Source organism: Variovorax atrisoli 110B, from assembly GCF_000382045.1.
GTDB lineage: Bacteria > Pseudomonadota > Gammaproteobacteria > Burkholderiales > Burkholderiaceae_C > Variovorax > Variovorax atrisoli.
The window spans coordinates 1,308,768-1,321,541 of the sequence record NZ_KB907450.1 but is presented as its reverse complement, the minus strand read 5'-3'; the positions used below and the strand labels follow the sequence as shown (position 1 = coordinate 1,321,541).

Annotated in this window: 10 protein-coding genes; 8 read left to right on the top strand and 2 right to left on the bottom strand. The window is 67.1% G+C overall.

Going from position 1 to position 12,774, the window contains the following annotated elements; translation table 11 throughout:
• Positions 1 to 26 precede the first annotated feature (26 nt).
• The 5 genes from G369_RS0106290 (at position 27) to G369_RS0106270 (ending at position 7,585) form a co-directional block, all read left to right on the top strand.
• The gene (locus G369_RS0106290) at positions 27 to 2,903 is read left to right on the top strand and encodes a 2-oxoglutarate dehydrogenase E1 component (RefSeq protein ID WP_019653134.1); all 2,877 of its coding nucleotides are present in this window, start codon (positions 27 to 29) and stop codon (positions 2,901 to 2,903) included.
• 53 nt (positions 2,904 to 2,956) lie between these two features.
• A complete protein-coding gene (gene odhB / locus G369_RS0106285) occupies positions 2,957 to 4,228 on the top strand; it encodes a 2-oxoglutarate dehydrogenase complex dihydrolipoyllysine-residue succinyltransferase (protein ID WP_019653133.1) in 1,272 nt (423 codons plus the stop codon).
• Between the two features lie 156 nt (positions 4,229 to 4,384).
• On the top strand, positions 4,385 to 5,812 hold the full coding sequence (gene lpdA, locus G369_RS0106280) for a dihydrolipoyl dehydrogenase (RefSeq protein WP_019653132.1): 1,428 nt from the start codon (positions 4,385 to 4,387) through the stop codon (positions 5,810 to 5,812).
• A gap of 13 nt (positions 5,813 to 5,825) precedes the next feature.
• A complete protein-coding gene (zapE, locus tag G369_RS0106275) occupies positions 5,826 to 6,926 on the top strand; it encodes a cell division protein ZapE (RefSeq protein ID WP_019653131.1) in 1,101 nt (366 codons plus the stop codon).
• A complete protein-coding gene (locus G369_RS0106270; RefSeq protein WP_019653130.1) occupies positions 6,923 to 7,585 on the top strand; it encodes a hypothetical protein in 663 nt (220 codons plus the stop codon). Before zapE ends, G369_RS0106270 begins: the two co-directional genes overlap by 4 nt.
• Before the next feature lie 35 nt (positions 7,586 to 7,620).
• On the opposite strand, the gene G369_RS0106265 is transcribed toward G369_RS0106270, so the two are convergent.
• Positions 7,621 to 8,394 carry a PP2C family protein-serine/threonine phosphatase gene (locus tag G369_RS0106265; RefSeq protein ID WP_019653129.1) on the bottom strand — a complete coding sequence of 258 codons (774 nt, stop codon included), beginning with the start codon at positions 8,392 to 8,394 and terminating at the stop codon, positions 7,621 to 7,623.
• A 108-nt stretch (positions 8,395 to 8,502) separates the two neighbouring features.
• Here G369_RS0106265 and G369_RS0106260 point away from each other — a divergent pair, with 108 nt between their 5' ends.
• Positions 8,503 to 8,706, top strand: coding sequence for a YdcH family protein (locus tag G369_RS0106260; RefSeq protein WP_019653128.1), 204 nt, complete (start codon positions 8,503 to 8,505; stop codon positions 8,704 to 8,706).
• Entirely contained in the window at positions 8,703 to 10,790 is a 2,088-nt protein-coding gene (locus G369_RS0106255; RefSeq protein ID WP_019653127.1) for an ATP-dependent DNA helicase, read from the top strand. The genes G369_RS0106260 and G369_RS0106255 overlap by 4 nt, the downstream gene beginning before the upstream one ends.
• 55 nt (positions 10,791 to 10,845) lie before the next feature.
• Here G369_RS0106255 and G369_RS0106250 read toward each other — a convergent pair whose 3' ends face one another.
• The gene (locus G369_RS0106250) at positions 10,846 to 11,655 is read right to left on the bottom strand and encodes an outer membrane protein assembly factor BamD (protein ID WP_019653126.1); all 810 of its coding nucleotides are present in this window, start codon (positions 11,653 to 11,655) and stop codon (positions 10,846 to 10,848) included.
• Between the two features lie 23 nt (positions 11,656 to 11,678).
• Between G369_RS0106250 and G369_RS0106245 the strand changes: the two genes are divergently transcribed.
• Positions 11,679 to 12,704 carry an RluA family pseudouridine synthase gene (locus G369_RS0106245; protein ID WP_405054239.1) on the top strand — a complete coding sequence of 342 codons (1,026 nt, stop codon included), beginning with the start codon at positions 11,679 to 11,681 and terminating at the stop codon, positions 12,702 to 12,704.
• Positions 12,705 to 12,774 lie beyond the last annotated feature (70 nt).

The window sequence follows — 12,774 nt, the reverse complement described above, 5'->3', positions numbered from 1 at the left end:
CTCAGGGAAGCGAAGGTCAGCGGATCATGAGCGATTCTTCCACGCCCACGGCGTACACCGCCTATCAAGGCAACACGTACCTCTTCGGCGGCAACGCGCCGTATGTCGAGGAAATGTACGAAAACTACCTCGCCAACCCCGGCAGCGTGCCCGACAACTGGCGTTCGTACTTCGACGCGCTGCAGAACGTGCCTGCCGCCGACGGCTCCAACACCCGCGACGTCCCCCACCAGCCGGTCATCAATGCCTTCGCAGAACTCGCGAAGCAGGGCACGACCAAGGTCGTGCAGGCCAGCGGCGCCGATTCCGAACTCGGCCGCAAGCGCACGGCAGTCCAGCAGCTCATCGCCGCCTACCGCAACGTCGGCGCCCGCTGGGCCGACCTCGATCCGCTCAAGCGCGCCGAGCGCCCCTCCATCCCCGAACTCGAGCCCTCGTTCTACGGCTTCGCCGACGCCGACCTCGAGACGGTGTTCAACACCAGCAACACCTTCTTCGGCAAGGAAACGATGTCCCTGCGAGAGCTGCTCAATGCTCTGCGCGAAACGTACTGCGGCACCATCGGCGCCGAGTACATGTACACCACCGACCAGAACCACAAGCGCTGGTGGCAGCAGAAGCTCGAGAGCGCCCGCACCAATCCCAAGCTGAATACCGAGCAGAAGAAGCGCGTTCTCGACCGCCTGACCGCGGCCGAAGGCCTCGAGCGCTTCCTCCACACCAAGTACGTCGGCCAGAAGCGCTTCTCGCTCGAAGGCGGCGAGAGCTTCATCGTCGCGATGGACGAGCTCATCAACCGCGCCGGCGAGAAGGGCGTGCAGGAAATCGTGATCGGCATGGCCCACCGCGGCCGCCTGAACGTGCTGGTGAACTCGCTGGGCAAGATGCCCGCCGACCTGTTCGCCGAGTTCGACCACACCGCCCCCGAAGAGCTGCCCAGCGGCGACGTGAAGTATCACCAGGGCTTCAGCTCCGACGTCAGCACCCCTGGCGGCCCGGTGCACCTGTCGCTGGCCTTCAACCCCTCCCACCTCGAGATCGTGAACCCGGTCGTCGAAGGCTCGGTGCGCGCGCGCATGGACCGCCGCGGCGACAAGGAAGGCGACTCGGTGCTGCCGGTGCTCGTGCACGGCGACGCCGCCTTCGCCGGCCAGGGCGTGGTCATGGAAACGCTGGCACTGGCCGAGACCCGCGGCTACTACACCGGCGGCACGGTCCACATCGTCATCAACAACCAGATCGGCTTCACCACCAGCGACCCGCGCGACAGCCGCTCGACGCTGTACTGCTCGGACATCGTGAAGATGATCGAGGCACCCGTGCTGCACGTGAACGGCGACGATCCCGAAGCCGTGGTGCTGTGCATGCAGCTCGCGCTCGAGTTCCGCCAGGAGTTCAACAAGGACGTGGTGGTCGACATCGTCTGCTACCGCAAGCTGGGCCACAACGAGCAGGACACCCCCTCGCTCACCCAGCCGCTGATGTACAAGAAGATCGCCCAGCACCCCGGCACCCGCCGCCTGTACGCCGACAAGCTGGCCGCGCAGGGCCTGGGCGACACGCTCGGCGACGACATGGTCAAGGCCTACCGCGCCGCCATGGATGCCGGCAAGCACACCATCGACCCGGTTCTGACCAACTTCAAGAGCAAGTACGCGGTCGACTGGAGCCCCTTCCTCAACAAGAAGTGGACCGACGCCGGCGACACCGCCATCCCCACGACCGAGTGGAAGCGCCTGGCCGAGAAGATCACCACCGTGCCGCAAGGCTTCACCGTGCACCCGCTGGTGAAGAAGGTGCTGGACGACCGCGCCGCCATGGGCCGCGGCGACGTCAACGTCGACTGGGGCATGGGCGAGCACATGGCCTTCGCCTCGCTGGTGGCCAGCGGCTATCCGGTGCGCCTGTCGGGTGAAGACTCCGGCCGCGGCACCTTCACGCACCGCCACGCGGTGCTGCACGACCAGAACCGCGAGAAGTTCGACGAAGGCACGTACGTGCCGCTGCAGAACGTGGCCGACAACCAGGCTCCGTTCGTCGTCATCGACTCGATCCTCTCGGAAGAAGCGGTGCTGGCCTTCGAATACGGCTATGCCTCGAACGACCCGAACACCCTGGTGATCTGGGAAGCGCAGTTCGGCGACTTCGTCAACGGCGCGCAGGTCGTGATCGACCAGTTCATCGCCTCGGGTGAAGTGAAGTGGGGCCGCGTCAACGGCATCACCATGATGCTGCCGCACGGCTACGAAGGCCAGGGCCCCGAGCACAGCTCGGCCCGCCTGGAGCGCTTCATGCAGCTCGCCGCCGACGCCAACATGCAGATCGTGCAGCCCACCACGGCCAGCCAGATCTTCCACGTGCTGCGCCGCCAGATGGTGCGCAGCCTGCGCAAGCCGCTGATCATCATGACGCCGAAGTCGCTGCTGCGTAACAAGGACGCGACCTCGCCACTGTCCGAGTTCGTCAAGGGCGGTTTCCAGACCGTGATCCCCGACAGCCGCGACCTGAAGGCCGAGAAGGTCAAGCGCCTGATCGCCTGCTCGGGCAAGGTCTACTACGACTTGGCCAAGAAGCGCGAGGAGAAGGAAGCCGACGACGTGGCGATCATCCGCGTCGAGCAGCTCTATCCGTTCCCGCACAAGGCATTCGCCGCCGAGATCAAGAAGTACCCGAATCTCGTCGACGTGGTCTGGTGCCAGGACGAGCCGCAGAACCAGGGCGCCTGGTTCTTCGTGCAGCACTACATCCACGAAAACATGCAGGAAGGCCAGAAGCTCGGCTACTCCGGCCGTGCCGCATCGGCCTCGCCGGCGGTGGGCTACTCGCACCTGCACCAGGAACAGCAGAAGGCGCTCGTCGACGGCGCATTCGCCAAGCTCAAGGGCTTCGTGCTGACCAAGTAAACCTGTCCTCTTTCACACGAACACCCTGAAGAACAAATCGGAGCCCACTCCAAATGTCTATCGTTGAAGTCAAAGTCCCCCAGCTTTCCGAATCCGTGGCCGAAGCCACCATGCTCACCTGGAAGAAGAAGGCCGGCGAAGCCGTCGCCGTCGATGAAATCCTGATCGAGATCGAGACCGACAAGGTCGTGCTCGAAGTGCCCGCTCCCTCGGCCGGCGTGCTGGCCGAAATCATCCAGCCCGATGGCGCCACCGTGGTCGCCGACCAGCTGATCGCCAAGATCGACACCGAAGGCAAGGCCAGTGCCGCAGCACCTGCTGCAGCCCCCGCCGCCGCGGCAGCCCCGGCGCCCGCAGCCGCTCCGGCAGCTGCAGCCGCCGCCACCGGCGGCTCGAAGGCCGACGTGGCCATGCCCGCTGCCGCCAAGCTGCTGGCCGACAACAACCTGAAGACCGGCGATGTCGCCGGCTCGGGCAAGGACGGCCGCGTGACCAAGGGCGACGTGCTCGCCGCGGTCGCTTCGGGCGCCAAGCCTGCCGCACCTGCAGCCACCATCGCCGTGCCGGCCGCAAAGCCTGCGCTGCCGCAGGTCGCCGCTCCCGCGAGCGCCCCCGACCTGGGCGAGCGCCCCGAGCAGCGCGTGCCGATGAGCCGCCTGCGCGCCCGCATCGCCGAGCGCCTGATCCAGTCGCAGTCGACCAACGCCATCCTGACGACCTTCAACGAGGTCAACATGGCGCCCGTCATGGAACTGCGCAAGCGCTTCCAGGACAGCTTCACCAAGGAACACGGCGTGAAGCTCGGCTTCATGTCCTTCTTCGTGAAGGCCGCCGTGCACGCCCTCAAGAAGTACCCGGTGCTCAACGCCTCGGTGGACGGCAACGACATCCTGTACCACGGCTACTTCGACATCGGCATCGCCGTCGGTTCGCCGCGCGGCCTGGTGGTGCCGATCCTGCGCAATGCCGACCAGATGAGCTTCGCCGACATCGAGAAGAAGATCGCCGAATACGGCAAGAAGGCCCAGGACGGCAAGCTGGGCATCGAAGAGATGACCGGCGGCACGTTCTCCATCTCGAACGGCGGCACCTTCGGCTCGATGCTCTCGACCCCGATCATCAACCCGCCCCAGTCGGCCATCCTCGGCGTGCACGCCACGAAGGACCGCGCCGTGGTCGAGAACGGCCAGATCGTGATCCGTCCGATGAACTACCTGGCGATGAGCTACGACCACCGCATCATCGACGGCCGCGAAGCCGTGCTGGGCCTGGTCGCCATGAAGGAGGCGCTGGAAGATCCGTCGCGCCTGCTGTTCGATATTTGATCCACCCTCGTTGCTTGCTCACTTCGTGTAGCCGCCTCCCCCCTCGAGGGGGCGCACCCGGCGGCCCGGCAGAGCCGGTTCCGCGGGTGCCTGCGAACTGGCCGGCGCTTCGCGCGGCCCTGTTTGAAAGCGGCACACCGAATTACGAAAGAACCTATGTCCAAACAATTTGACGTGATCGTCATCGGCGGCGGCCCTGGCGGCTACATCGCTGCCATCCGCGCCGCACAGCTCGGCTTCAACGTGGCCTGCATCGACGAGTGGAAGAACGGCAAGGGCGGCCCAGCACCGGGCGGCACCTGCACCAACGTCGGCTGCATTCCCTCGAAGGCGCTCCTGCAGTCGTCGGAGCACTTCGAGCAGGCCGGCCACCACTTCGCCGACCACGGCATCAAGGTCGAGGGCCTGGGCCTCGACATCGACAAGATGCTGGCCCGCAAGGACCAGGTCGTGAAGCAGAACAACGACGGCATCCTGTACCTGTTCAAGAAGAACAAGATCTCGTTCTTCCACGGTCGCGGCTCGTTCGTGAAGTCGGACGCAGGCGGCTACGAGATCAAGGTGGCTGGCGCCGCCGAAGAGTCGATCGTCGGCAAGCACATCATCGTGGCCACGGGTTCCAACGCCCGCGCGCTGCCGGGCACGCCCTTCGACGAAGAGAACATCCTCTCGAACGACGGCGCGCTGCGCATCGGCGCCGTGCCGAAGAAGCTGGGCCTGATCGGCTCGGGCGTCATCGGCCTGGAAATGGGCTCGGTGTGGCGTCGCCTCGGTGCTGAAGTCACCGTGCTCGAAGCGCTGCCGACCTTCCTCGGCGCGGTGGACGAGCAGATCGCGAAGGAAGCCAAGAAGGCCTTCGACAAGCAGAAGCTCAAGATCGAACTCGGCGTGAAGGTCGGCGAGATCAAGTCGTCGAAGAAGGGCGTGAGCGTTGCCTGGACCGACGCCAAGGGCGAAGCCCAGACGCTGGAGGTCGACAAGCTGATCGTCTCGATCGGCCGCGTGCCCAACACCATCGGCCTGAACGCCGAAGCCGTGGGCCTGAAGCTCGACGAGCGCGGCGCCATCGCGGTGGACGACGAGTGCAAGACCAACCTGCCCAACGTGTGGGCCATCGGCGACGTGGTGCGCGGCCCGATGCTGGCGCACAAGGCCGAGGAAGAGGGCGTTGCCGTGGCCGAGCGCATTGCCGGCCAGCATGGTCACGTCAACTTCAACACGATCCCGTGGGTGATCTACACCAGCCCCGAGATCGCGTGGGTCGGCCAGACCGAGCAGCAGCTCAAGGCCTCGGGCCGCGCCTACAAGGCCGGCACCTTCCCGTTCCTCGCGAACGGCCGCGCACGCGCGCTGGGCGACACGACCGGCATGGTCAAGTTCCTGGCCGACGCCGCGACCGACGAGATCCTGGGCGTGCACATCGTGGGCCCGCAGGCCAGCGAGCTGATCTCCGAAGCCGTGGTGGCGATGGAGTTCAAGGCCAGCGCCGAGGACATCGCGCGCATCTGCCACGCGCACCCCTCGCTGTCGGAAGCCACGAAGGAAGCGGCGCTCGCCGTCGACAAGCGCACGCTGAACTTCTGATCCTGCCGATCTTTTGACCAGCGTCAAACAGGCCTACGAGGCGGAACTCGCTGCGCGCGGGTTCAAGAGCGATCCCGCGCAGCTGCGCGCCGTGGAGGCGCTGGATCGCTGCGCCAGCGAATGGGCCGAGTACAAGGCCCAGCGCTCGAATGCGCTGAAGAAGCTCATCAACAGGCCGGAGCTCCCGCGCGGCGTCTACATGTACGGCGGCGTCGGGCGGGGCAAGAGCTTCCTGATGGACCTGTTCTTCAACGCCGTGCCGCTGCGGCGCAAGACGCGCCTGCACTTCCACGAGTTCATGCGCGAGGTGCACCGCGAGCTGCGCGAGCTGCAGGGCACGGTCAACCCGCTCGACGAGCTGGGCCTGCGCATCTCCAAGCGCTACAAGCTGATCTGCTTCGACGAGTTCCACGTGGCCGACATCACCGACGCGATGATTCTTCATCGCCTGCTGGTGTCCCTGTTCGACAACGGCGTGGGCTTCGTCACCACCTCGAACTTCAAGCCTGACGACCTGTATCCGGGCGGCCTGCACCGCGACCGCATCCTGCCCGCCATCGAGCTGCTCAACGAGAAGCTAGAGGTGCTGAGCGTCGACAACGGCACCGACTACCGGCGCCGCACGCTAGAGCAGCTGCGCATGTACCTCACGCCCAACGACGGCGCGGCAGAGAAGGAGATGCGCAAGGCGTTCGACAGGCTGGCCGAAACGGCCGACGAGAACCCGGTGCTGCACATCGAGCAGCGCGAGATCCGTGCGCGGCGCAAGGCGGGCGGCGTGGTCTGGTTCGACTTCAAGACGCTGTGCGGCGGTCCGCGCTCGCAGAACGACTACCTGGAGATCGCGAGCCAGTTCCACACCATCCTGCTGTCCGACGTGCCGCACATGCCGGTGCGCATGGCTTCCGAAGCGCGCCGTTTCACCTGGCTGGTCGACGTCTTGTACGACCGGCGGTGCAAGCTCATCATGTCGGCTGAGGTTCCGCCCGAGGCGTTGTACACCGAGGGTCCGCTGTCGCACGAATTTCCGCGCACGGTCTCCCGGCTCACCGAAATGCAATCGAGCGAGTTCCTCGCCCTGGAACGCCGCGTCGTCGACACCCGACTCACATGAAAAAAATCGTTCTTGCCGTGTTCATGGCGCTGGCCAGCCTGCCGCTGTGGGCCCAGTCCAATGCCGCGGCGGGCAACGCCGACCTCGAGGCGGAGAAGCGCCGCCTGTCGGCCGAGCGCGAGGCGATAGAGAAGCGCTTCGTCGAGGAGCGCGCCGCCTGCTACAAGAAGTTCGCGGTGGAAGACTGCCTGCAGGAAAGCCGCAGCCGCCGCCGCAAGGAAACCGACAACATCAAGCGGCAGGAAACCGCCATCAACGACATCCAGCGCCAGCGCGCCGGCGCGGCCGAGCTGAGGAAGCTCGACGAGAAGGCGGGCACGCAGCGTCCGGCGGACACGCCCGAGAAGCAGCAGCAATCCATCCAGAACCAGAAGGACCGCGAGCAGCGCGCGGCCGACCACGCGGCCAGCCGTGCCGCCACCGCCGCTGAAGCCGCTGAGCGCGAGCGCCAGTTCCAGGCCAAGCAGCAGGCGCATGCCGACGAGCAGGCCAAGGCGGCCCAGCGTAGCGCCGAAATCCCTGAATCCGTGCGGCGCTTCCAGGAGAAGCAGCGGCGCGCCGCCGAGCACAAGGCCGATCGCGAACGGCGCAACGCTGAACGCGACAGGCCGCGCGGGGCGCCCCTGCCACCGCCGCCTGCCGAACCGGCAAAGCCCTGACAAAGAGAAAAAAGAGGCTTTTCGCGGCCCCGCGCTCAGGCGGCGGCTGCGGGAAGCGCGTCGAGCTTCAGGACGGCGATGGAAATGTTGTCGCCCGTTCCCCGTGCACGGCGGCGGGCTTCGCCCACCAGGATCTCCACCGCATCGCGCGGCGGCTGTGCGAAGAGCACGCTGGCCAGCTCCTCGGGGCTGAAGTAGTGCCAGAGCCCGTCGCTGCATGCCATCAGCAGGTCGCCCGGGGCCATCTTCGGAATGTAGTAGGGATCGATGGGCGGCGGCGTGGTCGTCATGCCCAGGCAGCCCAGCAGGATGTTGCCCTGCGGATGGATGTTGGCCTCGGCCTCGGTGATCTGGCCGCGGTCGATCAGCACCTGCACGTAAGAGTGGTCGCGCGTGCGCTTGACGAGCTGCCCGTCGTGGAAGTGGTAGATGCGCGAGTCGCCAGCATGGATCCAGGCGCAGTCGCCCTTGGGATTCATGAGGAAGGCTGCGATCGTGCTGTGCGGCTCCTGCTCGGCGGAAACGGCGGTGAGCTTGATGACCGTGTGCGAGTCCTCGAGGATCCGCTTGAGCAGGGCTTCGGGGTCTTCCTTGCCGGGCTGGTAGCGCGTGAAGAGCTGCCGCGCCGTCATGAGGACCTGGTCGGAGGCCTTGCGCCCGCCGCTTCGGCCGCCCATGCCGTCCGCCACCACGCCCAATATGCAGCCTTGCACGCGCGGGTGGCTCATCAGCAGCACCTGGTCCTGCTGGTACGGTCGGTCTCCCTTGTGGAGTCCGGTGGCCGCTGCGAGTCGAAAGCCTTGGGTCATGAAGCAATGAGCGCCTGGGGCGCGGGTTCCTGTCTTCTCGGGGATTCGTGTCAGGACGTATTATCGAATGAACATGCGGCACGCAAACCACGCGTGCGCTTCCCACCGTTGGACTCCAATCTTCACTCCCTCTCCCGCCAGCTGATCGAACTGCGCATCGAGCATGCAGACCTCGACGCCACCATCGACAGGCTGGCCGAAGGCTCGGCCCAGGACGAGCTGCTGCTTCGGCGCCTCAAGAAGCGCCGCCTCGCGCTGCGCGACCAGATCGCCCGTCTCGAAAACATCCTCGATCCGAAAGAGCCGGCGTGACGGGTTCGCTCGAAGACAAGGTGCGCGACGCCTTCGCGCAGGACGGCGGCCTTTCCCGCGCCGCGGAGCAGTTCCGCGAACGCTCGGGGCAGACCGAGATGGCTATGGCCGTGGCCCGCACCATCGACAACGGCGGCATGCTGGTGGTCGAGGCCGGTACCGGCGTGGGCAAGACCTTCTCGTACCTCGTACCGGCACTCCTGAGCGGCGAGCGCGTGCTGCTCTCCACCGCCACCAAGACCCTGCAGGACCAGCTGTTCGGCCGCGACCTGCCGCGCCTCGTCGAAGCCTTCGGCCTGCCGGTGCGCACGGCGCTGCTCAAGGGGCGCGCGAGCTACCTGTGCCTGCACCGGCTCGACATGGCACGCCACGACGCCTCGCTGCCCGAGCGCGGCAGCCTGCGCACGCTCGCCAAGATCGAGCAATGGTCGAAGGCCACCCGCACAGGCGACCTGGCCGAACTGCCGGGGCTCGACGAGCGCTCGCCGCTCATCCCGCTGATCACGTCAACCCGCGAGAACTGCCTGGGCGCCCAATGCCCGCAGTTCAAACCCTGCCACGTCAACCTGGCGCGCCGCGAGGCGCTGGCGGCCGACATCGTCGTCATCAACCACCATCTCTTCTTCGCCGACCTCGCGGTACGCGAGACTGGCATGGCCGAGTTGCTGCCGACGGTGAGCGTGGTGGTGTTCGACGAAGCCCACCAGCTCAACGAGACAGGCGTGCAGTTCCTGGGCGCGCAGCTCGGAACGGGGCAGGCGCTCGACTTCGCCCGAGACATGCTCGCTGCAGGCCTGCAGCATGCACGCGGGCTCGTCGACTGGCAGAAGCTGGTGTCCATGACCGAGCGCGCCGCGCGCGAGCTGCGGCTGGTGGTCGGCAAGCAATGGCCCGGCGCCAAGCTGCGCTGGCTGGGGGCGTCGCCCGACGGCATCGACCCAGACGCTTGGCAGGGCGCGCTCGACGAACTGCTGCACGCATTCCAGGCGTCCGCGGAAGGGCTGGACACGGTCAGCGAGATCTCGCCCGATTTCGTGCGGCTTCACGAGCGGGCGCGCCAGCTGGCGAAACGTGCGTCGAAGTTCGCGTTGGCATGCGAGGTCGATTCGGTGCGCTGGGTGGACGTGGGTACGCAGCTGCGGCTCATCGAATCACCGCTGGACATCGCCGATGCGATGCGCAAGCGGGTGCTCAAGATCGCGGACGACGCCGATGAGGAAAGGTTCGACGGCGACGAGCAGGAGGATGGACTCGACGCCTACGGCGAGCAGCCGGCGCGATCCGGCAACGTGCGGGAAGAGGGCGGCCGCGCCTGGGTCTTCACCTCGGCCACTCTGGGCGACGAGCCCACGCTGCGCTGGTTCACCGAGCCCTGCGGCCTTCAGGACGCCGAGGTGCTGCGCGTGCAGAGCCCCTTCGACTACGCCTCGCAGGCCGCGATCTACGTGCCGCGAGCCTTTCCCAAGCCCAACGATCCCTCCCATAGCCAGCGGGTCGCCCAGCTGGCGGCGCGCGGAGCGGCGGAGCTCGGCGGCCGCACGCTGGTACTGACGACCACGCTGCGCGCGCTGCGCACCATCGGCGATGAAATGAGGCAGCGGTTCGAACTGCTCGACGCGCAGCTGCGGCCCGAAGTGCTCGTGCAGGGCGAACTGCCCAAGCGCGTGCTGATGGATCGATTCCGCGAAGGTTCGAGCGCAGGGCGTGCCGGCTGCGTGCTGGTCGCCTCCGCCTCGTTCTGGGAGGGGTTCGATGCGCCGGGAGACGTGCTGCAACTGGTGGTGATCGACAAGCTGCCGTTCCCGCCGCCCAACGATCCGCTGGTCGAGGCGCGCTCGCAGCGCCTGGAGTCGCAGGGGCGGAGTTCGTTCGCCGACTATTCGCTGCCCGAAGCCGCGGTGGCGCTCAAGCAGGGCGCGGGCCGATTGATCAGGCGCGAGACCGACAGCGGCGTGCTGGCGATCTGCGATACGCGTCTGGTGGCGATGGGTTACGGGCGCCGCTTGCTGGCAGCCCTGCCTCCGATGCGGCGGCTCGAGACCGAAGCCGATTTCGATGCCGCGCTGGAGGCGCTCAAGAACTGAGCGGGAGGCTTCGGCAGGGCGCTTGCGGCCCTGCCGGTTCAGGAAGGGTTCTGGCTTACCAGACCTTCCACCAGGGATCGTCCTTGCCCTTGAAGCCGTTGGCGAGGAAGGTGCTCTGCGGGTAGTTGGTGGTCAGCACGCGCTGGGCGTCGTCGCGCAGGTCCTTCATGCCGAGGGCGTCGTACGACTTGACCATGATGTACAGGGCCTCTTCGAGCGCCGGCACTTCTCGGTAGTCGGCCAGTGCGACCTGCGCGCGGTTGATGGCCGCCAGGTAGGCGCCGCGCGTGTAGTAGTAGCGGGCCACGTGAACTTCGTACTGAGCGAGCGAGTTCACGATGTAGTTCATGCGCTGGCGCGCGTCGGGGGCATAGCGCGAATCGGGGAAGCGCGTGACCAGATCCTTGAACGCCTCGAACGATTCCTTCGCGGCCTTCTGGTCGCGCTCCGACAGGTCCTGGCGCGTCAGGAATGCGAACATGCCGAGGTCGTCGTTGAAGTTGATCACGCCCTTGAGGTAGAGCGCGTAGTCGAGGGCCGGGCTCGCCGGGTGCAGCTTCATGAAGCGGTCGACGGTGGCGATGGCTGCAGCCTTTTCGCCCGACTTGTACTGGGCGTACGCCTTTTCCAGCTGTGCCTGCTGAGCGAGGGGCGTGCCGGCCGCGCGGCCTTCGAGCTTCTCGTAGAGCGGGATTGCCTTGTCGTAGGCGCCGGAGCCTGCCTCGTCCTTGGCTTCCGAGTAGATCCGGTTGGGGCTCCAGGTGGCGGTCTTGTCGGCGGAGGGTGTCGACGAGCAGCCTGCTGCCAGCAGAGCCGCCGCGCTGAGCGCGATCCAGGCGGGGACCGATAATTTGGCGCGAATCATCACATACGGCTTTCGTGAAACAGTTGCCCTCAATTATATCGACCGACCCCCTGGGCAATATCCCCGACAGCCCGGAGGTGGCCGAGCACGAAGAGGGCGCGGACCCGGTCGAGGCCAGCGAGCAGCGGCCCTTCGTCATCGACCCGGCCCAGCACGGCCAGCGGCTCGATCGGGCGCTCGCCGCGCTGGTGCCCGAGTTCTCCCGCAGCTACCTGCAGCAGCTGATCGAGGCGGGCGTCGTCGAACTGCAGGGGCGTACGGTCACCAAGGCCTCGGCCCCCGTCAAGGCGGGGCAGTCCGGCCGCATCGAGCTGCGCCCGACGCCCCAGAGCCAGGCCTTCCGGCCGGAGGCGATGGACATCGTCACCGTGTACGAGGACGAGCATCTGCGCATTGTCGACAAGCCGGCCGGCCTCGTGGTGCATCCGGCGCCGGGGCACTGGAGCGGCACGCTGCTGAACGGCCTGCTGGCGCTCGACCCCAAGGCCGTGCTGCTGCCGCGCGCCGGCATCGTGCACCGGCTCGACCGCGATACCAGCGGCCTGATGGTGGTGGCGCGCACTCGCGCCGCGATGGATGCGATGGTGGCGCTGATCGCCGCGCGCGAGGTCAAGCGGCAGTACCTGGCCATCGGCCACAGGCAGTGGGAGGGCGCGGCGGCGCGGCATGTCGACGCACCCATCGGGCGGGACCCGCGCAACCGGCTGCGCATGGCGGTGGTCGATCTGGAACGCCACGCGGGCAAGACGGCCCGCACGCTGATCGAGCGGCTCGACAGCAACGCCGAGGGCTGCGCCGTGCGCTGCACGCTCGAAACCGGGCGCACCCACCAGATCCGCGTGCACATGGCCTCCATCGGCCATCCGCTGGTGGGCGACGCCCTCTACGGCGGCGCGCCGGCCGCCGGGTTGTCGCGCCAGGCGCTGCATGCCTTCAGGCTGGCCTTCGTGCATCCCGTCACGCAGGCTGCGCTGGAGTTCCGCTCGCCGTTGCCGCAAGACCTCGTCCGGGCTTTGCAGGCCTGGGGCCTGGATTACAATCGCGCCTGACGGCCCGAGGGCCGCGCCGGTCGCCCGAGACCGGCCTCGCGTTGCATCTGCCGCGTGCCTGCAGCGCCTA

Excerpts from the sequence above, each read along its gene's own strand:
- G369_RS0106250 (WP_019653126.1), bottom strand. The coding sequence starts at position 11,655 with ATGATTCGCGCCAAATTATCGGTCCCCGCCTGGATCGCGCTCAGCGCG.
- odhB (WP_019653133.1), top strand. The coding sequence starts at position 2,957 with ATGTCTATCGTTGAAGTCAAAGTCCCCCAGCTTTCCGAATCCGTGGCC.
- lpdA (WP_019653132.1), top strand. The coding sequence starts at position 4,385 with ATGTCCAAACAATTTGACGTGATCGTCATCGGCGGCGGCCCTGGCGGC.
- G369_RS0106290 (WP_019653134.1), top strand. The coding sequence starts at position 27 with ATGAGCGATTCTTCCACGCCCACGGCGTACACCGCCTATCAAGGCAAC.
- G369_RS0106270 (WP_019653130.1), top strand. The coding sequence starts at position 6,923 with ATGAAAAAAATCGTTCTTGCCGTGTTCATGGCGCTGGCCAGCCTGCCG.
- G369_RS0106265 (WP_019653129.1), bottom strand. The coding sequence starts at position 8,394 with ATGACCCAAGGCTTTCGACTCGCAGCGGCCACCGGACTCCACAAGGGA.